Source organism: Arthrobacter oryzae (assembly GCF_037911235.1).
GTDB lineage: Bacteria > Actinomycetota > Actinomycetes > Actinomycetales > Micrococcaceae > Arthrobacter > Arthrobacter oryzae_E.
Genome location: NZ_JBBLYW010000022.1, coordinates 1 through 22,084, shown reverse-complemented (window position 1 = coordinate 22,084; position 22,084 = coordinate 1). Strand labels below are relative to the sequence as shown.

The 22,084-nt window shown below is 65.4% G+C and carries 24 protein-coding genes; 7 read left to right on the top strand and 17 right to left on the bottom strand.

All coding sequences use genetic code 11. The features are described 5' to 3' along the window. Positions 1 to 96: 96 nt before the first annotated feature. The 12 genes from WMN78_RS07180 to WMN78_RS07125 form a co-directional block, all read right to left on the bottom strand. Positions 97 to 582: a hypothetical protein gene (locus WMN78_RS07180; protein ID WP_340532905.1), complete on the bottom strand. Its 486-nt coding sequence runs from the start codon at positions 580 to 582 to the stop codon at positions 97 to 99. Further along, on the bottom strand, positions 572 to 1,222 hold the full coding sequence (locus WMN78_RS07175) for a hypothetical protein (protein WP_340532904.1): 651 nt from the start codon (positions 1,220 to 1,222) through the stop codon (positions 572 to 574). The genes WMN78_RS07180 and WMN78_RS07175 overlap by 11 nt, the downstream gene beginning before the upstream one ends. Before the next feature lie 27 nt (positions 1,223 to 1,249). Beyond that, a complete protein-coding gene (locus WMN78_RS07170) occupies positions 1,250 to 2,305 on the bottom strand; it encodes a hypothetical protein (RefSeq protein WP_340532903.1) in 1,056 nt (351 codons plus the stop codon). Between the two features lie 129 nt (positions 2,306 to 2,434). Continuing rightward, a complete protein-coding gene (locus WMN78_RS07165) occupies positions 2,435 to 2,653 on the bottom strand; it encodes an NF038396 family protein (protein WP_340532902.1) in 219 nt (72 codons plus the stop codon). Between the two features lie 4 nt (positions 2,654 to 2,657). Next, the gene (locus WMN78_RS07160; protein WP_340532901.1) at positions 2,658 to 3,242 is read right to left on the bottom strand and encodes a dihydrofolate reductase; all 585 of its coding nucleotides are present in this window, start codon (positions 3,240 to 3,242) and stop codon (positions 2,658 to 2,660) included. After that, positions 3,239 to 4,042 (bottom strand): thymidylate synthase, encoded by an 804-nt coding sequence (locus WMN78_RS07155; protein WP_340532900.1) that lies wholly within the window; start codon positions 4,040 to 4,042, stop codon positions 3,239 to 3,241. Before WMN78_RS07155 ends, WMN78_RS07160 begins: the two co-directional genes overlap by 4 nt. Then, positions 4,039 to 4,437 carry a GntR family transcriptional regulator gene (locus WMN78_RS07150; protein WP_340532899.1) on the bottom strand — a complete coding sequence of 133 codons (399 nt, stop codon included), beginning with the start codon at positions 4,435 to 4,437 and terminating at the stop codon, positions 4,039 to 4,041. Before WMN78_RS07150 ends, WMN78_RS07155 begins: the two co-directional genes overlap by 4 nt. Continuing rightward, positions 4,434 to 6,089 (bottom strand): hypothetical protein, encoded by a 1,656-nt coding sequence (locus tag WMN78_RS07145; RefSeq protein ID WP_340532898.1) that lies wholly within the window; start codon positions 6,087 to 6,089, stop codon positions 4,434 to 4,436. Before WMN78_RS07145 ends, WMN78_RS07150 begins: the two co-directional genes overlap by 4 nt. A 99-nt stretch (positions 6,090 to 6,188) precedes the next feature. Further along, on the bottom strand, positions 6,189 to 7,139 hold the full coding sequence (locus WMN78_RS07140) for an NUDIX hydrolase (RefSeq protein ID WP_340532949.1): 951 nt from the start codon (positions 7,137 to 7,139) through the stop codon (positions 6,189 to 6,191). A gap of 64 nt (positions 7,140 to 7,203) precedes the next feature. Next, the gene (locus WMN78_RS07135) at positions 7,204 to 9,453 is read right to left on the bottom strand and encodes an RNA degradosome polyphosphate kinase (RefSeq protein WP_340532897.1); all 2,250 of its coding nucleotides are present in this window, start codon (positions 9,451 to 9,453) and stop codon (positions 7,204 to 7,206) included. Positions 9,454 to 9,556: 103 nt separating this feature from the next. After that, the gene (gene mshD / locus WMN78_RS07130; RefSeq protein ID WP_340532896.1) at positions 9,557 to 10,528 is read right to left on the bottom strand and encodes a mycothiol synthase; all 972 of its coding nucleotides are present in this window, start codon (positions 10,526 to 10,528) and stop codon (positions 9,557 to 9,559) included. Positions 10,529 to 10,822: 294 nt separating this feature from the next. Beyond that, positions 10,823 to 11,521: a winged helix-turn-helix transcriptional regulator gene (locus tag WMN78_RS07125; protein WP_011692843.1), complete on the bottom strand. Its 699-nt coding sequence runs from the start codon at positions 11,519 to 11,521 to the stop codon at positions 10,823 to 10,825. 310 nt (positions 11,522 to 11,831) lie between these two features. Here WMN78_RS07125 and WMN78_RS07120 point away from each other — a divergent pair, with 310 nt between their 5' ends. The 7 genes from WMN78_RS07120 to WMN78_RS07090 all read left to right on the top strand — a co-directional run bounded on the left by WMN78_RS07120 (position 11,832) and on the right by WMN78_RS07090 (position 17,965). Continuing rightward, complete coding sequence (locus WMN78_RS07120) at positions 11,832 to 12,566, top strand: permease (protein WP_340532892.1); 735 nt, start codon at positions 11,832 to 11,834, stop codon at positions 12,564 to 12,566. A 169-nt stretch (positions 12,567 to 12,735) separates the two neighbouring features. Beyond that, positions 12,736 to 13,350, top strand: a complete 615-nt coding sequence (locus tag WMN78_RS07115; RefSeq protein WP_340532890.1) for an FABP family protein — start codon at positions 12,736 to 12,738, stop codon at positions 13,348 to 13,350. Positions 13,351 to 13,414: 64 nt separating this feature from the next. Continuing rightward, positions 13,415 to 14,164, top strand: coding sequence for a flavodoxin family protein (locus tag WMN78_RS07110; RefSeq protein WP_340532888.1), 750 nt, complete (start codon positions 13,415 to 13,417; stop codon positions 14,162 to 14,164). A 22-nt stretch (positions 14,165 to 14,186) separates the two neighbouring features. Continuing rightward, complete coding sequence (locus WMN78_RS07105) at positions 14,187 to 15,272, top strand: folate-binding protein (RefSeq protein WP_340532887.1); 1,086 nt, start codon at positions 14,187 to 14,189, stop codon at positions 15,270 to 15,272. Continuing rightward, a complete protein-coding gene (locus WMN78_RS07100; protein ID WP_340532885.1) occupies positions 15,269 to 15,700 on the top strand; it encodes an ankyrin repeat domain-containing protein in 432 nt (143 codons plus the stop codon). The genes WMN78_RS07105 and WMN78_RS07100 overlap by 4 nt, the downstream gene beginning before the upstream one ends. Positions 15,701 to 15,844: 144 nt before the next feature. Beyond that, positions 15,845 to 16,408 (top strand): PadR family transcriptional regulator, encoded by a 564-nt coding sequence (locus WMN78_RS07095; protein ID WP_340532883.1) that lies wholly within the window; start codon positions 15,845 to 15,847, stop codon positions 16,406 to 16,408. Positions 16,409 to 16,441: 33 nt separating this feature from the next. Beyond that, positions 16,442 to 17,965: a DHA2 family efflux MFS transporter permease subunit gene (locus WMN78_RS07090; protein ID WP_340532881.1), complete on the top strand. Its 1,524-nt coding sequence runs from the start codon at positions 16,442 to 16,444 to the stop codon at positions 17,963 to 17,965. A gap of 39 nt (positions 17,966 to 18,004) precedes the next feature. Here WMN78_RS07090 and WMN78_RS07085 read toward each other — a convergent pair whose 3' ends face one another. From WMN78_RS07085 to WMN78_RS07065, 5 genes are all read right to left on the bottom strand, one after another. After that, on the bottom strand, positions 18,005 to 18,763 hold the full coding sequence (locus tag WMN78_RS07085) for a GNAT family N-acetyltransferase (RefSeq protein ID WP_340532879.1): 759 nt from the start codon (positions 18,761 to 18,763) through the stop codon (positions 18,005 to 18,007). 121 nt (positions 18,764 to 18,884) lie between these two features. After that, on the bottom strand, positions 18,885 to 19,910 hold the full coding sequence (locus WMN78_RS07080) for a 6-phosphofructokinase (protein WP_340532877.1): 1,026 nt from the start codon (positions 19,908 to 19,910) through the stop codon (positions 18,885 to 18,887). A 173-nt stretch (positions 19,911 to 20,083) separates the two neighbouring features. Further along, entirely contained in the window at positions 20,084 to 20,341 is a 258-nt protein-coding gene (locus WMN78_RS07075; RefSeq protein WP_209743076.1) for a PspC domain-containing protein, read from the bottom strand. 3 nt (positions 20,342 to 20,344) lie between these two features. Continuing rightward, positions 20,345 to 20,698: a hypothetical protein gene (locus WMN78_RS21125; RefSeq protein WP_425341130.1), complete on the bottom strand. Its 354-nt coding sequence runs from the start codon at positions 20,696 to 20,698 to the stop codon at positions 20,345 to 20,347. A gap of 1 nt (position 20,699) precedes the next feature. Beyond that, a partial coding sequence (locus WMN78_RS07065) for a PspC domain-containing protein (RefSeq protein WP_340532875.1) occupies positions 20,700 to 22,084 on the bottom strand: 1,385 nt, incomplete at its 5' end.

Sequence of the window (22,084 nt, the reverse complement as noted above, 5' to 3'; positions counted from 1 at the left end):
GGCGCAGTCGGTTACGTCACTGTCCGGCGGGGTCTCTGTCCGGCGGGCTATAGGAACAAACGCCGGCGGCAAGGCTGTCGGCAGACCAGCCTTCAACTACATCGGTTCGCCCGGAAACGGACGTTTGCTGTCGGGAAAATTCTCACGGGTGATGGCAATGCCTGACGGGCGGGATTCAAACCAATCCCGGGCCTGGTCGTCGGTGAGGGCGAAGCGGGGCTTCGGCAGTCCCTTGAGCTGTCGCTGCCTGGATGCCTGCCGCTCCCGGCGAAGATTGCTAATTCCGAGGAGCCACCCTCCCGTAAACAGGACGGTGCACACGGCGGCGAGCAGGCCAACAATGATGTTCAGGCTTGCCACCGCGATAATGAGGAGAACCGGCGAAAATATGGCGGGTACGGTCATCAGGATGGTAACTACGTACAGGCCGGTGGTGGTGTGAACCGAATAGTTGCCGCTTGGCTGCGACCCTCCAATACCCCATTCGGCCGCCGTGTAGGCGTAAACGGTCTTTTCCATGCTGGTGGCGTAGTAGTAAGGGCGCTTCACTACCGCTGTGCGCACTGTCGGCTCAGTTACCATTTGTTGCTTCCTCTTCTGTCCTGAAGGCAGCCAGCGCTTCCGTGAGCTCGTCGCCGCTCTTGGCCAATGCCTCGGGCCCAACGACGTCGTCCAGCGCCCTGGCGTGGATCCAGCCGCCATCCGCCTTGCGGACCAGCATCTGCCGGGAGCTGGGGTGGAGTCCGGAGCGGACTCTGACGCCACCGCCAGGATTTTGATCTAAATGGGTTTTGATAATAATGGCTTCAGCTGCTTCCGCAGACATGCCCGGGTCTTGAGGCAGCGCAAACCAACTCATCATGGTCCTCGGCTGCAGAATCAGTTTGGTCCGATCCGACTCGATATGCAGGACTGAATCGCCGCGCTTGGCGTCCAGGAGCAAATCCAGCTGTGTCCACCTTGCTGCGTTGGCCATGGTGTACGCGACAACATCGACACGCGCATCGAATTCGACATCGGCCCCCTTTGCGGATGCCAAACCGCGGGCAATAAGTGAAGACAAGCCTGCACGGATCAGGTCCACGTCTTCTGACTCTTCGCTGAGGCGTAGCCACGAGGCGCTTGCCTTCGAACCGGCGGTCGACTGCAGCTGCAAGAGGTAGGCCATTTCCGCCAGGCCAAATCCTAGGGACGTGTCCACGGTGGTTTGTGCGATAGTCATATTTTTCATCCTATGAGAGAGCCGTGCCTAAAAGCCGAAAAAGTTCTTGACGCCCTCGCCCATGTTCTCTACGGCCTCGCCAATATTCTCGACGCCTTCCTCGGTGACGTTTCCAACCACGTCGAAGGCGTTGTCGATCGTATCTTTGGCTCCGGGGATCAGTTCGACCGCCGCCCAAGCGCCTCCGGCCACCATGCAGGCCACCCCCACTGGAGGAGGGAAGAACGAACCGACGCCAAGTGCGGTCTTGAGGCCTGACTTCATTGCATCGCCAGTCTCTCCGCTGCGGATTGCGTTGACGGTGTCCAGGCCATCAAGGCCCACACTTAGCCCGCCAAGAACGTGCCCGGCGGAGTTCAACCCAAACTTTGTCCACGGCCCCAAGTCCGCTGCTCCGGTGCCGCGCGCCATCTCGGCGAAGTCGCCGAATTTGCCGCTGAGCAGGTCTCCGGTACCGGAAAAAGCCCCACGAAGGTCGTCTGAACGGGCCGCCGTCTCCCAGAGATCCTTGTCCATGAACTGCTTGATGGCGGCGATGTCGTCTCCAGCCATCAGCAAGTCCGTGACACTTTCGCCGTGCCGAACTACAAACTGAGTGAGATCCCTGAGTCCCAAAGGAACTGCCTTCAGTCCAAGGACCCCGTTGTAGGCATCCCAGCCACTGCGGAAGTCGGAATCTCCGTCCGACATCCAGCTGGGACCCCAGGGGCTGGCTCCTCCGCCAGCGTCGCCGCTCGAACCGGACCCGCCGCTCGAACCGGACCCGCGGCCGACCGGCCCGACGCCGGCCGGCCCGACGCCGGCACCTCCGGCATTGCTCGCCTGGTCCTGCTGGTCGGCGTGCTCGAGCAGTTTCCTGGACTCCTGTTTGAGGGCAAAGGCCGCTTGCTGGATGACGGCCCGGTGAGTGCCGTTCCAGTCGGACCGGAACGTGACCGCATCCTGGCCCTTCCAGGACGGATTGTTGTTGATCTGGTTGCTCAACTGCGTTGACTGCTGGAGCAGCCGGTCGGACGTTTTGCCCAACTGCTGCGCGAGCGTCCGTAGCTGGGCAACATCCGCGCCCCACAAGTTACCTGCCACAAGGCATCATCCCCCAAAATGTCCGAGCAGCAGATTTTCCTCAGGCCGCCCGCCCCACTCTAGTAGCGCCGCTCCATGGTCGCGATGGGCTGCTCGCCCCATCGCCCGGGCCGCGGTCCCCCGGAGCCGCTACTCGGCGTCGTGCTTCTCCAGGACCGCCGCCTTGCGGAGGCGCAGCGCGTAGACGGCACCGAAGGCGAATGCCTGGGTGACCACCACCAGCACGATGGCCCCGGCGATTTTGTTGCCGCCCAGGATCATGGTCAGCCCCACGATGGCGGAGAGAAGGGCCAGCAGCGGGAGCAGCATGTAGCCCAGGACAAAAAGTGTTTCCGGCTTCTTCAGCATGGTCCTAGGCCTCCGTCCGGCGCCACATGGTGAAGCGGTACCGCGTGCCGGTGGCGGACGTCAGCCATCCGGTGGCCGGCTCACTGGCGGCAAGCTTCCATTCGTAACCGAGCTCGGGCGCGTAGGTGTCGCCGTCGGTCTCGGAGTCGATGAAGGTGACCACCGCGACATCGGCGATGTCCAGGGTCTGGGCAAAGATTTCCCCGCCGCCCAGCACCCACACCGTTTCGTGGCCCGGCGCGAACTGGGACTCCAGCAGCGCGTCGTCGAGCGACTTCACCGCTAGGGCGCCTTCTGCTTCCGCTGTGCCACCCCAGCCTTCCTGCCGTGTCACGACAATGTTGGTGCGCCCCGGCAGCGGGCGGTATTTGTCCGGGAACGAGAGCCAGGTTTTGCGGCCCATGATCACGGGGTGCCCGCTGGTGAGCCGGGTGAAGTGCTTCATGTCCTCGGGCAGGTGCCAGGGCATGTCGCCGTCCTTGCCGATCACGCCGGCCGTGGTCTGGGCCCAGACGAGCCCCACTCCGGTGGTGGCGTCGGCGATTTTTTCAGTGAAGGCCAGGGGATCCATGGCGTTGTCGGTGCTCATACTGCGATCGGCGCCTTAATCGTAGGGTGGTGCTGGTAACCGACCACTTCGAAGTCGTCCAGCGTGTAGTCGAAAATGGAGTCCGGCTTCCGGAGGATTTTCAGCTGCGGGTAATCGTACGGCTCCCGCTTCAGCTGCTTGAGCACCTGGTCCATGTGGTTGTCGTAAATGTGCACGTCGCCGCCGGTCCAGACGAATTCCCCGGGCTCCAGGCCCACCTGCTGGGCCAGCATGCAGGTCAGCAGTGCATAGGAGGCGATGTTGAACGGGACGCCCAGGAACGTATCCGCGGAACGCTGGTACAGCTGGCAGGACAGCTTGCCGTCCGCAACGTAGAACTGGAAGAAGGCGTGGCACGGCGGCAGCGCCATGTCCTGGAGTTCCGCCACGTTCCAGGCGGAAACGATGTGCCGGCGCGAGTCCGGGTTGGACTTGAGGTTCTCCACCAGCTCGGCGATCTGGTCGATGTGGCCGCCGTCGGGGGTGGGCCAGCTGCGCCACTGGACGCCGTAGACGGGACCGAGTTCGCCGTCGGCATCGGCCCACTCGTTCCAGATGGTGACGCCCTGGTCCTGCATCCACTTCACGTTCGTCTCGCCGCGCAGGAACCACAGCAGTTCAACGGCCACGGACTTGAAATGGACGCGCTTGGTGGTGACCAGCGGAAAGCTTTGGCTGAGGTCAAAGCGCATCTGCCGTCCGAACACGCTGAGGGTGCCGGTGCCGGTTCGGTCAGATTTGTGCGTGCCGTTGGCAAGAACGTCACGCAGGAGGTCTTCATAGGGCGTTGGAATGCTCACTGTCCCAGTCTACTGAGGCCGAGTCTCACACGCAGAATGCCCAGGAGCGTGCCGTCATCCAGGCCCGCTCCACGGCCTTCCGCAATGTAACGGTCGACGGCGGCGATCAGGTCTGCGGGCACGGCGCCGCCAGCTGGGAGACCGTCGTCGGGCATCCCGAGGACGATAGTGCCGTTCCGCCGCCGTGTTGCGAGCAGGCCGGCCTGCTCGAGTTCCTTATAGGCCCGCGCCACGGTCCCCGCTGCGATGCCGAGGTCCGCCGCCAGGCTGCGGACGGTGGGCAGACGTGTGCCGGGAGCGAGGGAACGGACGGCAATCAAGGAGGTGATCTGCAGGCGGATCTGCTCATACGGCGGCACCGCCGAACGGAGGTCAACTGCGATGCCGGCGGTCATGTGAAGCTGTCTTTCCGGGGCCGGGGGGCCGGCCGGGAACTGGATCCGGCAAGGGACCGCACCGGCACGAGGGCTGTGGCGATCGCCGCGAAGGCCAGGATCGTCCCCGCGAGCGAGGCGGGAAACCACGGAATGGACGGCACGAATGGAACCCCGAAAACAGCCGCCCACGCGTGGCTGTTCACCAGCAGTGCCATGGCTGCCTGCGCCATGAACATGGCCGACAGCGTCCGGACGATTCGGTGCACAGTGATTGCCCGCAGCGCTGCATCGAGTCCGGCGGGAGTATCCGGGATGCCGTGCCGGCGGCGGGCCGCCAGGAAGGCCGGGACCGCCAAGACAACCCCCGCGAGGCCGAAGATTGCGGGCATGATCCAGCCGGTGTCCCTGCCGAGGAGGGAATTTCCGGCTGACGCAACCACCAGCGTTGCCACGAACGTGAGCACGGAGAGGATGAACGTGGTGAGCAGGGCCGGCCCCACCGGCTGTCGTGGCCACGTCCGCGGTTCGGCAGGGCTGGCGTAATTGCGCTCAAGCAGCAGCTCGCCGCAGGCAAGGACCAGGAGCACCAGGCCGGCCACCACGGCTACGAAGACCGCCGGACCGGATGCGCCGGCAGCGACGATGGCGGGGACCAAAAACACTCCTACGAGAAGCGGGAGGGCCGCCGCACCGCCCATGGCTGCGCCGATGGAGACAACAAGCTTGGTGGCCGGGTGACTACCTGAGCCAGGGTGCCCCCGCTTCGCGTTCCGCAGGGCCGCGGCGGCCGCTTCGGTTCCCGTCAGTTTCGGCGGCGCCCACACCAGCATGGACAGCAGCACGGCCACCCCCGCCAGACCCCCGAAATTCGTCCACGACGTGCTGCCGACGGCAGGGTCCGGCCGGGCCACATAGTTACCGGCGATGACGCCGAGTCCGGACGCCACGGTGGCAGCGGTCCGCAGGAGCCTGTTCATGGCGATGGTCCGCAGCAGCGAATTGTCGTGCCCTGTCAGCTGCTCAAGCTGCCGTCGTCGGGCGATGAGCAGCAGCACCAGCAACGCACCAGCCGCCAGTACGGCCAGAGCCCCGCCCAGCCACGCAGCCAGTTCAACGCCCGGGATGCGGCCGTCGCCGCCCACCGTCCGGTAGACGTCCGCGCCCTCACGCACCGTCCCGTACGGCATCGCGGCAAATGCAGGAAGGGTGGCGGTCCAGGCGATGAATACCGCCGCAGCCGTAAAGATGGCCAGGGTTGTCCAGGCGAGCGGCCGCGGAAGATAATCGCGCATCCTCCGGACGTGGAGGCTTGCCTTGCGGCGGAGGCCCCTGGGGCGCGGATAGCTGAGCTGCCCCAGGGCATGGACCCCCAGGGTGCCCAGCACCGGCCAGGCAAGAACCGGGAAGATGGCCTCCGCGGTGATCAGGAGCGGACTGGTGATCTGGCCGGTGCCTGAGGCCGCAGGGATGATGCCGATGTTCATGGCACCCTGCAGTGAACTGGTCATCCAGCCAATGACTCCTACCCACAGCGCATGTTGGGAAACAGTCTCGGGGGAGGCGCCCATCCGCGGCTCCCACACCACCCACCTGAGGATGATGTAAAGAACGACGGCGGCGGCCAGCGGTCCCAGCAACAGCATCGGCGGCAGTTCGAATTGGAACGGCATAATCCCCCCAAGCTTTGCATCAATGTACTGAGTATTTGATACAAAGCCGGGGGGGGTCAAGACGTGGGCGCGGGACCGGGCCCGATGAGCGGCGGCTCCTCAGTCGTCGAAGGGCCTGAACTGTTCCACGGACACAATCTTGTGGTTGCTGCCGCGGGCCACGTGGCACACGATGATTTCTCCGGGGGCCAGGTACGGGTCGGCTGACGGCAGCAGGGCGCGCAGCCGCCCGTTCATGTGCTCACCGAGCTGCTTGATCACTGTGGGCAGCGCAGGCCGGTGCGTGCACAGGGCAATGGCACGCTGCTTGTCAAAGAGCGATTCCACGACGGCGGCCGTCTTCTTCGGGCTTCTGGCGTGGCGGTGCTCCGTCAGGGCATCATGCAGTTTCACCTTGGCGTCCGCAGACTTCGCGTAAGGGGCAATGGTGGCCACGCAGCGCTGCCACGGACTCGAATGCACGCGCAGGGGCTTCCACACATGGAGCAGCCGGCGGACGGCCTGCGCTTGCCGCTGCCCGGTGGCCGCAAGGGGGCGGTCCCCTTCAGCCTTGCTCCAGGAAGAGCGGGGCTTGGCCTTTGCATGCCGGACCACCAACAGCGGCCAGGTATCCAGTTCCTTGCGGGCGTGGGCTGCCACGAGGTACTCAAGCGGCGCAACATCACCGGGGTTGCTCAGCAGGGCGGCGGCCTTTTCCGGTGAACACCACATCACGCTGTCCACTTCCTTGCCGTCCGGACGCAGCACGGCACCGTTCACATCCACGGCCCAGTAATGGACCACCTTCAGGCCGGCCGCTACGTGGTAATGGATGGGCGGAAGGGGAATGCCCAGCGTGGCCTTGAGCCCGATTTCCTCTTCGATCTCACGGACGGCGCACTCCGGTATGGTCTCCCCGGGATCGATCTTTCCCTTGGGCCACGACCAGTCGTCGTACCTGGGACGGTGGATCAGCAGGACTTCCAGCTTGTCCTTGCTGGCGCGCCAAGGCAGGGCGCCTGCCGCGGTAACGGCGATCGGCTCGCCGGGATGGTCGGTCTGGTCCGCAATAAGCGAATCGTTCCCCGAGTCATTGTTGGTGCCGCTCTTGGCAACGCTTTTGAAGGCCAGGGTCTTACCGCCTTACGGTCGGGCGCTGGCGGGAACGGGACGCGAGCAGCCAGGACTGGACGTCCTCCAGGAGCTTCCCGTCGTCGCCGATGTGGTGCCGCGTCCATTCGCCCTGGCTGTCCAGGTGCCAGCTGGACGTTTCCGGGTCCATGTAGCGGCGGAGCATGTCCAGTACGTAGGACGTGTCATCGCCGCTGGTGAGCTGGACCAGCGCCTCCACCCGCCGGTCGAGGTTGCGGTGCATCATGTCCGCGGAGCCGATGTAGACCACCGGGTCCCCGCCATTGGCGAAGGCAAAGACGCGCGAGTGCTCCAGGAACCGTCCCAGCACCGAACGCACCGTGATGTTTTCGCTGAGCCCGGGGATGCCGGGGCGCAGCGAGCAGATGCCGCGGACGATCACGTCAACGCTCACGCCGGCCTGCGAGGCACGGTACAGCGAGTCGATAATTGCCTCGTCCACCATCGAGTTGACCTTGATCTGGACCCGGGCCGAAATGCCCGCCTTGGCGTTGCGGATTTCCTTTTCAATGCGGTCAATGAGTCCTGAACGCACCGAACGGGGCGCCACCAGAAGCCGTTTGAAAGTGGATTTCGGAGCATAGCCGGAGAGCTGGTTGAAGAGCTTGGAGAGGTCCTCACCCACCTGCTCGTTGGCCGTCAGCAACCCGAGGTCCTCGTAGTAGCGGGCCGTGCGCGGGTGGTAATTGCCGGTGCCGATGTGGCAGTAGCGCCGCAGCCCGTCCACTTCCTGCCGGACCACGAGGGACAGCTTGCAGTGGGTCTTCAGGCCCACGATGCCGTAGACAACGTGCACACCGGCCTGTTCCAGCTTCCGGGCCCAGGAGATGTTCGCCTGTTCGTCGAAGCGGGCCTTGATTTCCACCAGTGCCAGCACCTGTTTACCGGCCTCGGCGGCGTCAATGAGGGCATCGACGATGGGGGAGTCGCCCGACGTGCGGTACAGGGTCTGCTTGATGGCCTGGACCTTCGGATCCGCCGCGGCCTGCTCCAGGAAGGCCTGGACGGACGTGGAGAACGAATCGTACGGGTGGTGCAGGAGGATGTCCCGCCGGCGCATGGCCGCGAACACGTTCGCTGCTTTGGACGTTTCCGATTCGTTCAGGTACCGCGAGGTGTGCGGCACATGCTTCGGGTAGTGCAGGTCCGCGCGGTCGATCCCGGCAATGACAGACAGGCCCCGCAGGTCCAGGGGTGCCGGAACGGAGTAGACCTCGGACTCTTCCACCCCCAGTTCGCGGATCAGGAGAGCGCGGATGTTCGGGTTGATGTCATTGGTGACTTCGAGCCGTACGGGCGGGCCGAACCGGCGGCGCAGCAGTTCCTTTTCGAGCGCCTGCAGCAGGTTCTCGGCGTCGTCCTCTTCCACCTCAACGTCCTCGTTGCGGGTGACGCGGAACGTGTGGTGCTCCAGGACCTCCATGCCGGCGAACAGCTGGTCCAGGTGGACGGCAATGACTTCTTCCAGGGCGATGAACCGGGCCACCCGGCCGGGAACAGAGCCCGCACGCGGGCCGTCGATGGAAATGAGGCGGGGCAGCTGATCCGGAACCTTGACGCGGGCGAACAGTTCCTTGTCGCTGACAGGATTGCGGACCACCACGGCCAGGTTCAGGGACAGCCCCGAAATGTACGGGAACGGGTGGGCGGGGTCCACTGCGAGCGGTGTCAGGATCGGGAAGACCTTCTCCGCGAACATGGCGCTGAGCTGGTCCTTGGCCTGGTCGTCCAGTTCATCCCAGTGCATGAGGTGGATGTGCTCGTAGGCAAGGGCCGGCCGGATCTGTTCGGCATAGACCCGTGCGTGGCGCTGGGCGAGCCGGTGCGCCGCTTCGCCGATCTGGTCCAGCACCTGCATGGGGCTCAGCCCTGCCGGTGACGGGACGGCCAGCCCGGTGGCGATCCGGCGTTTCAGCCCGGCCACGCGGACCATGAAGAACTCGTCCAGATTGGACGCAAAGATGGAGAGGAAGCTGACCCGCTCCAGCAGATGGAGGTTGGGGTCCTCGGCAAGCTCCAGCACCCGGGCGTTGAAGGCCAGCCAGCTCAATTCACGGTCCAGGAAACGGTCCGGGCTGATGTCGCCCTCGGGCTCAAGGTTGGGAGCGAACTCGGGGATGTCGATCCGGTCCTGTGTGGCGCGGGATGCCGGTACTTCGGAGGACCCGAAGCGGGCGCGCACCGGGAGCACCTTGGCCTCAGACGTGGCGATTCCGGCAGGTTCCGGTTGCATGGTCACTCCTTTTGCTGGCGCGGTTTACCTTCAACCTTACAAGCAATCGTTTCAGCGGTTACGCAGATTTCCTGAACCGCGGTGCATGCGTCAGCCGATTGGATTAACCGCCGATTTTGGGCCCGTACATGACGTCCGCGTCCCACCGCGTGAAGCCGAGTCCGCGGTACAGGGAAACGGCCGGGGCGTTGTCCGCATCGGTGTACAGCATCACCGCGTGAAGGCCCTTGTCCTGCAGGTATTTGATCCCGGCCACCGTGAGCGCCTTGCCGAGGCCCATGCCCTGGGCTTCCGGCGTCACCCCCACCACGTAGACCTCTCCAATTGCCGGATGGCTGCCGTGGCGCGGGTGCACCTTGGTCCAGTGGAAGCCGAGGATCCGCCCGGCCGGGTCGACGGCCAGCAGGAAGCCGGCGGGGTCGAACCAGTCCTCGGCCATCCGGGCGTCCAGGTCCTGCCGTGTCATGTTGCCCTGTTCGGGGTGGTGACTGAAGGCGGCCTTGTTCGCTGCCAGCCAGGCCTCTTCATCCTGTCCGGGAACAAAGGCCCGCAGCGCCACGCGGTCCGGGAGGCCGGCGTCGGGCAGTTCGGCGGTGGAGGTGGTGAGCCGCATCTTCCACAGTTCCCTTACGGGGGCGTAGCCGTACTTGGCCGCGAGGTCGGCTGCCGCCTCGTGGTTCCCGTGGGACCAGGCCGTGAGCCGGTCGAAACCCCGGGTTGTCTTCAGTGTGGCTATCAGCCGGTCCGCCACCCCCTGGTTCCGGTAGCTCGGGTGAACTGCCACTTCCAGGACGCCGGTGCCGTCAGGTTCCTCCACCACCACGGCGAATCCGGCCAGGTCCTGGGCGGTGGCAGGATCGGAATCCTCATCAGGGGCGTAGAGTGCCAGGGCCAGGAGCGAGTGGCTGCCGGACTCACCGGCGCGAAGCGTCACAAACGTCTGCTCGGACAGGGGCGGGTTTCCGTCCGATTCTTCGGCGGCCGCGGCGAGGGCGGCGAAATCCCTGAGCAGTTCGTCGTCCACTCCGCCTTTGATGACGAGCACGGGCCAGTTCTCGGGATGCGCAGGACTCATGGTGTACAGGCTATACGGCCCGTCCGGCTGACGGCTGGATTCGGGTCCGATTTGATGCGGCCGGATCCGGCACGTATAGTCATTACCTGTTCCGGCTTCCTGAAGCGGGAACTGAGGGGGATCCACCACTGGGGTGGCCTCGATACGTTCGACCCGTATGTCCTCCACTGCAGGCCTAGAAAGCCAACGAAGAAGCCCCGGACCACTGGTCCGGGGCTTCTTCGTTTACGTGTTTGTCGGCGGAGGTTAGGCGGGAGCGTTTGGCCAACCCCGCTCGCGCAGCGCTGCCGGGGGCTAAGCCTCCGTCAGCTCCTCTTCGGGCTGCCGGACCAGGGTCAGGCGGTAGCCGACGTTGCGGACCGTGCTGATCAGGTTTTCGTGGTCGGCGCCGAGCTTGGCGCGCAGCCGCCTGACGTGGACGTCCACGGTGCGGGTGCCGCCGTAGTAGTCATAGCCCCACACCTCGGTGAGCAGCTGCTGGCGGGTGAACACCCGGCCGGGGTGCTGCGCCAGGTACTTCAGGAGTTCGAATTCCTTGAACGTCAGGTTAAGGGGAGCGCCGTTGACCCTCGCCGTGTAGCTTGCTTCGTCAATGACGACGCCGGCTGCGCGGATTTCGGTGGGAAGATCCTCTTTCTCCGGCACGGCCCGCGCGACAGAGAGGCGGATGCGGGCTTCGACTTCAGCCGGACCCGCGGAGTCCAGCAGGATGTCATCCACGGCCCAGGCCGAGGAGACGGCGGCCATGCCGCCTTCGGTGAGGATCAGCATTAAGGGCGCACTCAGTCCGGTGGCCTTGAGCAGCTGCGTGAGGGACCGCGCTCCCACCAGGTCCTTGCGCGCGTCCAGCAGGACGACATCGCAGGGATCCGTTTCCAGCAGGGCCGTGGGCTCGGCAGGGAGGATGTGCACGCGGTGGTTCAGAAGTTCCAAGGCAGGCAGAATGTCCACCGATGAGCCGGTGCTGTTCGTCAGTAGCAGGATGTGCGACATTGTTCCTCCAAGGGGCTGTCCGCGCATCATTGGGCGTCTGAACCGGGCTTTCACCGGCCGGTACTGGCTGCCCGCGTCGGTAGTGGCCGGCCGGAAATCCGGCCGGGCCCGCATCCTCCGAAGGAAGCGTAGCTGAGCTTTGAGTATACCCAATCGCCCCTTAACAGACACTGATCCGGCCGGGTTCAGTTCGCGTTTTGCGACATATGCAGGTCACATAAGGCAGGATTGGACCGTCAGGACCCCCGGGGCAGTACCGGACGCGTACGCAGCGAAGAAGACGTCAGCAGAGAGTGAGCGCGGGTAAACAGTGAAGCCGTGGACCATTGGAACCATCGGCCTGGCCGGGCTTGCTGTCTTCGTCGGCGGGGCCTACACCTCGCCGGAGGTGCTGCTCGGCGTAGCCGTCCTCGTGGCTTTGGCTGTCGGAGTCGGATGGCCCCACTTCCTGGACATTCCCGCCAAGAAGACCCTCGCAGCAATCATCGGACTCCCGGGCGCAGGTTCGGCCGTGGCTGCCACCTATGTCCCGGCGCCGGGCTTCCTGGACTGGACCCCGGCGTTTATCGCGGCAGGCGTGATGGCTGTTTTCCTGATGCAGCTGATGCGCGGCACGGGCCAGGCCCAGCGGCTGGAGTCGACGCTGGGTTCGAGCGCCGGAGTGCTGCTGTCCTGTCTGGGGGCAGGATGGATTGCGGCTTCAAGGTTCAATGGCGTCAAGGAGATGGTGCTCGTAGCCGGCATCAGTGCCGCATTTGCCTTGCTGGCCGGACTCATCCGGTGGCCGGACCGGATCGTGGCCCCGCTGGGCATCGTGCTGGCCGGCATTACTGCCCCGCTGGCCGGCCTGATCTTCTCCAACATCGCCGTAATACCCGCCGCCGTAGTGGGGGTTGTGGTGGGCGCGGTTCTCGTCAGCCTGCGCCGACTGGTTATACTCCGCGGGGACCGGCTTAACTTTCCAGCGGCCCTCGGCATGGGCCTCGCGCCCGTTGCCGCGGTGGGTTCGCTCACCTACTTCATAGACAAACTACTCATCTACTAACGCGTTAGGATGGCATCATGTCCGTACTTGCATTTGAGATTTTCTTCCTTGTCCTGCTTGGCATTGCCAGCCTTTCCATGGCATGGTTCGCTGGTTTTGTGGTGTACCGCCTCTTCAAAGGCCAGAAGTAATACCAGTCCAGAGCTAGTTGTCTGCGGAGGTAGTTACTGTGCCGATCGAAATACCTACAGACCTCACGCCCGAACTCGTCCCGCTGTCCTGGCTCATTGGTGAGTGGGAGGGCAGCGGACGGTTGGGCGCCGGCGAGGAGGATTCCGAGCATTTTGCCCAGCACGTTTCCTTTACACACAACGGGCTGCCGTACCTCCAATACCGCGCCGAGAGTTGGCTGACCGACGACGAAGGCACCAGGCTGCGGCCGCTGACCGTCGAGACCGGCTTCTGGGCGCTGGAGCGCAAGCAGCGGGAGGAAGACGGCGGTCCGGGCCTGATCCCGGCCGATATCGTTCCCGTCCTGAAGAGCGCCGACGAAGTCGAGGCGCTTCGTAACAGCGACGGCGGCTTCGACATCTCCGTTTCCATCTCGCATCCCGGCGGAATCTCCGAGCTGTACTACGGCCAGATCAAGGGGCCCCAGATTCAGCTGAGCACCGACATGGTGATGCGCGGCAGCCACTCCAAGGAGTACACCGCCGCCACACGGATTTTCGGCCTGGTGGACGGAAAACTGCTCTGGCGCTGGGACGTGGCGGCAGGGAAGGGCTCCACACCGGGCGGCGGCTTGGAAGCCCACGCTTCGGCCATCCTCAGCAAAACGTCCTAAAGGCAGCCCGGCCACCAGGTCTCACTGATTTTTGTTGTCCGCAACGAGTGCAGGGAGCAAGACCGTGAACAGGCAGCAGCCAGGCCCGGGTACGCCGGATCAGCGAAACAAAGCGAGCTACGCCGATCTGAAAGCCGTGTTCTTTAACGGCACCCTCAAGAAATCCCCGGAGACCTCCAACACGGAGGGCCTGATTGAGGTCAGCCGCCTGATCATGGAGAAGCAGGGCGTTACAACCCGTGTGATGCGGACCGTTGACCACGACATCGCCAGCGGGGTGTACCCGGATATGCGCGAGCACGGGTGGGCCACCGACGAATGGCCGGAGCTGTACCCTGCCGTCAAGGAAGCGGACATCGTGGTGGTGGCCGGTCCCATCTGGCTGGGCGACAACTCCTCCCAGACCAAGAAGCTGATCGAACGCCTGTATGCGCATTCCGGGGAGCTGAACGACAAGGGCCAGTGGGCCTTTTATCCCAAAGTGGGCGGCTGCCTCATTACCGGCAATGAAGACGGCATCAAGCATTGCTCGATGAACGTTCTTTACAGCCTTCAGCACATCGGGTTCACCATCCCTCCCCAGGCCGACGCCGGCTGGATCGGCCCGGTGGGGCCGGGCCCGAGCTACCTGGATGAAGGCTCCGGAGGTCCCCAGAGCGACTTCACCAACCGCAACACCACCTTCATGACGTGGAACCTGCTGCACTTGGCACGGACCCTCAAGGACGTCGGCGGGATCCCCGCCTACGGCAACCTGCCGGAGGAATGGAAAGCCGGCACCCGGTTCGACTTCGAAAATCCGGAATACCGCTAGCCCGTAAGGACTTCTACTACATATGACTATCAAGAGCCCCCTGTTGTCGCGCCCAGGCGCGGTCGAGGCCGGCGGCGCGGATTCCGGTGTCGCGTCGCACTACGGTGAGCCGCTGCGTGAGCAGCGCGCGCTGGCGGCCGGAACCGCCGTCGTCGACCTTTCCCACCGCGGCGTGGTCACGGTCTCCGGGCCCGACCGCCTGAGCTGGCTCAACACCCTGTCGTCCCAGCAGGTCGCCAACCTTGCGCCGGGGCAGTCCAGCGAACTGCTGCTGCTCAGCGTCCAGGGCCGCATCGAGTTCGATGCGCGGGTGATTGACGACGGCGGGACCACCTGGCTGGTGGTGGAGGCCGCCGAAGCGGCGCCGCTGGCGGAGTGGCTGAACCGGATGAAGTTCATGCTCCGCGTTGAAATCGCGGATGTCTCCGATGACTGGGCCGTCATCGGGACCACCCGGCGTGTGGAGGAATGGTCGGAGCTGTTGGTGTGGGAGGACCCCTGGCCGCACGTGGCTGCCGGCGGCTATGCCTACTCGGTGGTCCGAGAGGAATCGCACCCCGGCCTCGAGCGTCCCTGGTTTGAATACCTGGTGCCGGCCGCGGAACTTGAGGCGACTGTCGGCGACCGGACGCTGGCGGGCGTCTGGGCCTCGGAAGCGCTGCGCATTGCCGCCTGGCGTCCCCGTCTTGGCGCTGAAACCGACGACAAGACCATTCCGCATGAACTGGACCTCCTGCGCACCGCCGTTCACTTGGCTAAGGGATGCTACAAGGGCCAGGAGACGATCGCCCGGGTGCACAACCTGGGCCACCCGCCGCGGCGCCTGGTCTTCCTCCAGCTGGACGGCTCCCAGCACACCCTCCCTGCGGCAGGCAGTGAAGTGCGCCTCGGGGAACGCAAAGTGGGAACGGTGACCTCCGTGGTGCAGCACTACGAAATGGGTCCCATCGCGCTGGCAGTCATCAAACGTTCGGTCTCACCGGATGAAATACTGACGGTCGTAGACGGCGACGAACCATACACGGCCGCGCAGGAAGTCATCGTGGCTCCCGACGCCGGCCAGGTGGTGGGCCGCCAGACAGGCTTCCTGAAGGGAACACACCGATGACCGACAACCCGATGCCCGACAACCCGATGCCCAATAACTCAGGCGCAGCCGGACCCGACGACGAGACCCTCGCCTTGGCGCATGCCCTCTTCGATGCGGCCCGGCAGGGCGACGCGGCCCTGCTGGCCAGCTATCTCGACGCCGGTGCCCCGGCCAACATGACGAATGCGGCGGGCGACTCCCTGCTGATGCTGGCCGCCTACCACGGCCATGCGCCGGCGGTGGAGCTTCTCCTGCAACACGGCGCGGATGCCAATGCCATCAACGACCGCGGCCAGACGCCGCTCGCCGGAGCGGCCTTCAAGGGCTATACCGACGTGGCGGCAGCGCTCCTGGGGGCGGGCGCGGACCCGGACGCCGGAACGCCCTCCGCGCGTGCGGCGGCGGACATGTTTGCCCGGACCGAAATCAAGGCCCTGCTGGGCTGACCGCTCATCCTGGGAGGGCCACCGCCTGAAAGCCCGCGGGTCAACGGACCCGCGGGCTTTCTTGCATCCCTAATATTCCATGTGGAATAGTTGGAGCGGAATAATTGCGAACGTGTGGTCGAACAGCTGGGAGTGAACGGAAAAATGCCCCGATCCGCACCGTTGACGCCGCTCGGCATATCTGCGCTGTCGCTGCTTGTCGAGGCGCCGATGCATCCGTACGAGATGTACCAGCTCCTGATGGCCCGGCATGAAGACCGGCTGGTCAAGGTGCGCCCCGGAACGCTCTATCACGCCGTCGGGCGGCTGGCGGAACGCGGGCTCGTGGAAACGGCCGGAACGGACCGGGAGGGCAACCGGCCGGAACGGACCACCTACCGCATCACGCCAGCCGGCCGGGAAGCCCTGACGGAACGACTCCAGGACATGCTCGCCGAACCGGTCAACGAATACCCGTCGTTCCCGCTGGCCGTGGCCGAGGCGTACAACCTGCCTGCCGGCGTCGTCCTTGACCTCCTCGACCGCCGGCTGGTGCTGCTGCAGGACCAACTGGAGTTGCTGCAAAAAGGCGAGGCGATCGTCCTGAAGAAGGACGTGGCGCGCAAGTACTGGATCGACCTCGAGTACCAACAGACCATGCTGAGGTCCGAAATGGGCTGGATACGCAGCCTGCAGGACCAGCTCCGCTCCGGGGAACTCCCGTGGTAGCGGACCACACCCCAACCACCCTGAAGGATCCACATGGAAAACGTAGCTAGGCCGTGGCCGGCCCTTTGGTCACTGGTGATCGGGTTCTTTATGATCCTGATCGACACCACCATCGTCTCGGTGGCGAACCCGAGGATAATGGAAGGCCTGAATGCGGACATTAACTCCGTCATCTGGGTGACCAGCGCGTACCTGCTGGCCTACGCCGTGCCGCTGCTGATCACCGGCCGGTTGGGGGACAGGTTCGGACCCAAGAAGCTCTACCTCACCGGCCTCGTGGTGTTCACCCTCGCGTCGCTGTGGTGCGGGCTGTCCGGGGACGTCCAGACCCTCATCCTGGCCCGCGTGGTCCAGGGCTTCGGCGCTGCGATCATGACACCCCAGACCATGGCAGTCATCACCCGGATTTTCCCGCCCGACCGTCGCGGTGCGGCCATGGGCATCTGGGGCGCCACGGCCGGAGTCGCCACCCTCGTGGGTCCGATCCTCGGCGGCGTCCTGGTGGACGGTCTTGGCTGGGAATGGATCTTCTTCATCAACGTGCCCGTGGGAATCGCGGGCTTCATCCTGGCGCTGCGCTTTGTGCCCTCGCTGACCACGCATCCGCACAAATTCGACATCCCCGGCGTCCTGCTCAGCGCCGTTGGACTCTTCCTGCTCGTCTTCGGCATCCAGGAAGGCGAGACGTACAACTGGGGCACCATCAGCGGCCCTATTACGGTGTGGAGCCTGATCATCGCGGGCCTTGTGGTGCTGGTCGGGTTCGTCGTGTGGCAGCGGTTCAACAAGGGCGAGCCGCTGCTCCCGCTGCAGCTGTTCGGGGACCGCAACTTCTCGCTCGCCAACGTCGGGATCACCACGGTGGGCTTCACTGTGACGGCGTTCGGCCTTCCGCTCATCTTCTACTACCAGATGGTCCGCGGCCTGACACCCACCCAGTCCGCACTGATGATGATCCCGATGGCGCTCATCTCAGGGGGCCTCGCGCCGGTGGTGGGCAGGATCATCGACCGCGTGAACCCGAAGTACATCACCGCCGGCGGCCTCGCGCTCATGTCCGTGGCGCTGTTCTGGAACTCGGCGCTGATGCACCCGGATACACCGATCTGGCTCTTCCTGCTGCCCAGCGCGGTCCTTGGTTTCGCCAACGCGGGCATCTGGGCGCCGCTGAGCTCCACGGCCACCAGGAACCTGCCGCCGCGCCAGGCAGGTGCAGGGGCCGGGGTCTACAACACCACCCGTCAGATCGGCGCCGTGCTGGGCAGTGCCGCCGTCGCCGTCCTGATGCAGGCACGGCTGGCGGAGGAGCTTCCCGCGGCGTCAGGCGGCGCCGCGGGCGAAGCGGGTCCGATGAGCTTCGGCGGTCAGCTTCCGGAGGCCCTGCACGAAGGATTCTCGACGGCGATGAGCCAGTCCATCATGCTCCCCGCAGCCGTCATTGTGCTCGGCGCGGCGGTGGCGCTGTTCTTCGCCAAGCCCAAGCCGGTTCAGGGCTGGGGCGTGCCGGGCGCTCCGGCGCCCGAAGCCGCTGAGTCAGCCCAGGCGAAGTCCGCCTGAATTCAACCTTCGACCCCCTGCTGCCGGGCTGGCCCTTCGTCAGCGCAGCAGCACGCTGGTCTGGATTCCCCCGGTCGAGAATCCCAGGCTGCGGGCGATTGCCAGGGCTCCCTTGTTGCTGACGTCCGCGCGCCACTGCAGGGTGAGGCCGGCCGCGAGGGCTTCGTGGGCGGCAATGGACGCGGCCAGGGAACCCAGTCCGCGGCGCCGCCAGTCAGGATCCACGAGGACCCCCATGTGCGCGAGGATGCCTTCCCACTCGGTGTAAGCACCGCAGGCAACCGGAACCTTGCGGCCGTTGTCATCGCGCAGGATGGTGAACCGGTGTTCAAGGTCGGACAAACCCACCTCGTTGACGTCGTCCGGAGGGCAGAGGCCTTCGAGTTCTATTGCCTCGGGGTTGCCGTGCGAGACGGTCAGCTCCTCGGCCGGCTGGCGGAGGGGGAGATCGTCGGCAAAGAAGAGCGCGGCCGCGCCCTGGCCGTGGCCGCCGTGCCGCCGCGTAATGGTCAGGAGCGTCACGTGCTGGGCGAGTTCCTCATCCGGAATGCCCTCGGCGGCGTCGAGGGCCCATTGGGGTCCCACGAGGGCCGAGGTCCCAAACAAGCGCACAAACTCCACTGATTTCCGGGACTCGTCCGCCCGCGTGATCCGTGCCGCCGGCGCAACCGTACCGGCCTCCGAAACGGCGGCATCGGCGTCGAGCTTCCGCGCCGCGGCAAAGGCTCCGTCATCCAGGCCCAAATGGCGGGCCCAGGCCAGCTGGATGATGTCTGCGGAACCGGGGTCGAGAGTCATGCCTCAACCCTACCCAGCGGAGTGAAGCGCGAACGGACAGTTAGGGCCCGACCCTTAAGCGCGAACGGACAGTTGGGGCCCTAAAAACCAGGGCCACAACTGTCCGTTCGCGCTGTGCGGCCTAGCCGAAGAGGACGGCTGCTTCGTCGTAGCGGTGCTGCGGGACGCTCTTCAGGTTGCCCAGGGCGGCGTCGAAACCGACGTGCACGATGTCCGTGCCGTTGAGCGACACCATGGTGCCCCAGCGCTTGTCCACCACGGAGTCGATGGCGGCCATGCCCAGTCGCGTGGCCAAAACGCGGTCGAACGCGGACGGGACGCCGCCGCGCTGGATGTGGCCAAGAACGGTGGCGCGGGTCTCGATGCCGGTCCGTGCTTCGAGCTCGGGAGCCAGCATCTCGGCGATGCCGCCCAGGCGCGGGCGCCCGAAGGTGTCCAGTCCGCGCTCGGAGTGCGGGGTTTCCTGGCCCTCTGGAACGAATCCCTCGGCTACCACCACGAGTGGTGCACGCCCGCGGGCGTGGGCTTCCTGCACCCACTCGGTGATCTGGTCCATGGAAGCCTTCTGCTCCGGAATGAGGATCGCGTGGGCGCCCGAGGCCATCCCGGCGTGCAGGGCGATCCAGCCCACGTGGCGGCCCATGACCTCGGCGATCATGCAGCGGTGGTGTGATTCACCGGTGGTGCGGAGGCGGTCGATGGCCTCGGTGGCGATCTGGACGGCTGTGTCGAAGCCGAAGGTGTAGTCGGTGGCGTCAAGGTCGTTGTCCACGGTCTTGGGGACGCCGACGATCTTCAGGCCGGCGTCGGTCAGCCGTTTGGCCGCGGCCAGCGTTCCTTCGCCGCCGATGGCGATGATCGCGTCGATGCCGAGCCGGTCCATGTGGCCCTTGATGACCTCGGGTCCGCCGCCGTTTTCGAACGGGTTGGTGCGGGACGTGCCGAGGATGGTGCCGCCCTGCTTCGCGATGCCGCGGACCATCGTGCGGGGAATGTCGATTACGTCGCCTTCGACGACGCCGCGCCAGCCGTCGAGGAAGCCTACGAATTCGTGGCCGTGGATGGCGATTCCCTTGAGGACGGCGCCGCGGATGACGGCGTTCAGTCCGGGGCAGTCGCCACCGCTGGTGAGAATTCCAATTTTCATGTCTCGGCTCAAATCCTGGTGTGAGGGTGTACAGGCAGAGCGCCACGCTGAGCTCACCTAGATTCTAGTGGTGAGTGTGGGTTACGACACAAACTGGTTACAAAGGCCCCAGCCACACAGCGAACGGAAGGGCCCCCGCTCCGGAGAGCAGGGGCCCTGCGTCAGGCCTGGGATCAGGATCCGTTGATCGACCGCTTGTCCAGGAAGGACTGGAGGATGATCGCATTGCGCTGGTCCGGGAGGATGAGCCACGCTGCCACGTAGAACACGAAGGCCGGACCGGGCAGCAGGCTGAGGAGAAGGAACGCGATCCGGACGAAGGCGACGTCCACGTTGAGCTTGGCGGCGATGCCTCCGCACACGCCTCCCAGCCACCGCTGCGGTCCGCGTTTCAGGCCAAGGCCCCTGACGATGCTGAAGAACTTATCCATGCCTCAAGACTTCCCTGTTGTGGATTCTTTGTCACGTCCGCGGGCCGAGAGGAGCCCGCCAACCACCAGGGCGGCGCCCGCACCGATCATCAGGCCGATGAGAACATAGGTTCCGTTCAGCACCACGAGGCCGAGCTGGCCGATGATGATCAACGCCGCGAGCGCCAGGACGATGAGGCCCCAGACCACGGTACCCACCCGGGCCGGAGACGGGCCGCCGTGCCGGGCCCCTGTGGTGCCTGCCTGTTCTGCCGATGTGGATTGTGCCGCCTGCTCTTGTGCCTGCTTTTGTGCCTGATTTTGTGCCTGATTTTGTGCCTTCGGCCCTGTGTCCGGGGCAGGTTCGTAGCTGCTCACGTCAGTTTCCTTCCTGGATGGTGATGTTGCTCATGGTGCCGTCGATTTCGAGGATGAGCGCGGCGCCCGGCTTATGGGTGTTGTAGTTGCTTTGCTGCGAGGTCATGCCGCCGTGGTTCTGCGAACCCTCGTTGAGGTTGCCCAGTGTCATGTCCGCCCGGATTTCCACGGGGACCGTGTCCGGAATGATGACGGTCAGGTTGCTGGCGGTAACGTCCATGGGAATCACGACGTCGGTGCCCAGCGGCGGCGTGATGTTCAGCCGCGTCAGGTCGGCGGTTCCGCTGCCTCCGGTGATGTCAAAGCCTTGGCTCGCCTGTTCGATGCTGGCAGGATTCCAGTTGGCGTCCTGGAACCGGAAGCGGTCACCGTTGGGCACCACGTTGAAGATCCCGCCGATGACGAGGGCAACCACGGCAAAGAAGCCAAGGATCCCGGACGTCCGGCCCCGAAGGCCTGCGACCAGGATGCCGAGGCCCAGAACGGCCGCACCGCTGGCCCACACCACCGCGTTGGTGGCGTCACCGAGGTTGATTACGTTGAGTGCTTCGAGTGCCTTGACGCCGCCGCCCGCCAGCAGGGCAAGTCCGGCCGTCACTGCGACGGCGGGGGCGCCCGGGCCAACGTTAGGCGCCTTCGGGGCGGGAGCGGACGGACTGCCGTAGCCTCCGCCGTACGGGGGAGTGGCGCCGTAGCCGCCCGAGCCGGGGGCGCCGCCGTCGTACTGGCCGCCCGAGTACGCCCCGCCCGAGTACGCCCCGCCCGAGTACGCCCCGCCCGAGTAAGGTCCGCCCGTAAACACTCCGGGCTCATAGGGCGCTCCGGCGGCGGGGGATGAGATGCCTGGCGATGACGTGCCTGCCGGCGATGTGGCTGCGAAGGCGGTTCCACCGGCAGCGGCGCCGGCTCCGGTGCTGTTGTTCATGATGGGTGCTCCGTTGGTGGCCTTATCTCGCTGCGAGAGGTAGTAGATGAGGTAGACGGCGCCGGCGATCCAGAAGACCGTCCAGAAGAAGCCGCCGAATCCATTCCGTTCCCAGCCCCAGAAGCCGTTGCCCAGGCTGGGGAAGCCGATCACCGTGGTGATGAGCGCTCCCGTCATGCCGGTGGACCAGCGTCCGGCGCCGGCTTCCTGGACGTGGATGCGGCCGTCGGGCTCCGGCAGCAGTGCCCAGGCGACACCGTAGAGCAACACTCCGATGCCGGCGAAGATGGCAAGGACGATGAAGACGCCGCGCACGATCAGCGGGTCGACGCCCAGCCGGTGTGCGATGCCGCTGGCGACGCCGCCGATCCAGCGGTCCGGCCCGCGCTGGACTCCGTGGCTCCGGACCCAGGTGAAGAAGTTCTGTGGCCCGGACTGCGGGTAGGCGTAGCGGCCATCCG

Bases quoted from the DNA above. Each gene is read 5' to 3' on its own strand.
- WMN78_RS07180 (WP_340532905.1), bottom strand. From the start codon at position 582: ATGGTAACTGAGCCGACAGTGCGCACAGCGGTAGTGAAGCGCCCTTAC.
- WMN78_RS07175 (WP_340532904.1), bottom strand. From the start codon at position 1,222: ATGACTATCGCACAAACCACCGTGGACACGTCCCTAGGATTTGGCCTG.
- WMN78_RS07165 (WP_340532902.1), bottom strand. From the start codon at position 2,653: ATGCTGAAGAAGCCGGAAACACTTTTTGTCCTGGGCTACATGCTGCTC.
- WMN78_RS07160 (WP_340532901.1), bottom strand. From the start codon at position 3,242: ATGAGCACCGACAACGCCATGGATCCCCTGGCCTTCACTGAAAAAATC.
- WMN78_RS07150 (WP_340532899.1), bottom strand. From the start codon at position 4,437: ATGACCGCCGGCATCGCAGTTGACCTCCGTTCGGCGGTGCCGCCGTAT.
- WMN78_RS07145 (WP_340532898.1), bottom strand. From the start codon at position 6,089: ATGCCGTTCCAATTCGAACTGCCGCCGATGCTGTTGCTGGGACCGCTG.
- WMN78_RS07135 (WP_340532897.1), bottom strand. From the start codon at position 9,453: ATGCAACCGGAACCTGCCGGAATCGCCACGTCTGAGGCCAAGGTGCTC.
- mshD (WP_340532896.1), bottom strand. From the start codon at position 10,528: ATGAGTCCTGCGCATCCCGAGAACTGGCCCGTGCTCGTCATCAAAGGC.
- WMN78_RS07125 (WP_011692843.1), bottom strand. From the start codon at position 11,521: ATGTCGCACATCCTGCTACTGACGAACAGCACCGGCTCATCGGTGGAC.
- WMN78_RS07105 (WP_340532887.1), top strand. From the start codon at position 14,187: ATGACTATCAAGAGCCCCCTGTTGTCGCGCCCAGGCGCGGTCGAGGCC.
- WMN78_RS07100 (WP_340532885.1), top strand. From the start codon at position 15,269: ATGACCGACAACCCGATGCCCGACAACCCGATGCCCAATAACTCAGGC.
- WMN78_RS07095 (WP_340532883.1), top strand. From the start codon at position 15,845: ATGCCCCGATCCGCACCGTTGACGCCGCTCGGCATATCTGCGCTGTCG.
- WMN78_RS07090 (WP_340532881.1), top strand. From the start codon at position 16,442: ATGGAAAACGTAGCTAGGCCGTGGCCGGCCCTTTGGTCACTGGTGATC.
- WMN78_RS07085 (WP_340532879.1), bottom strand. From the start codon at position 18,763: ATGACTCTCGACCCCGGTTCCGCAGACATCATCCAGCTGGCCTGGGCC.
- WMN78_RS07080 (WP_340532877.1), bottom strand. From the start codon at position 19,910: ATGAAAATTGGAATTCTCACCAGCGGTGGCGACTGCCCCGGACTGAAC.
- WMN78_RS07075 (WP_209743076.1), bottom strand. From the start codon at position 20,341: ATGGATAAGTTCTTCAGCATCGTCAGGGGCCTTGGCCTGAAACGCGGA.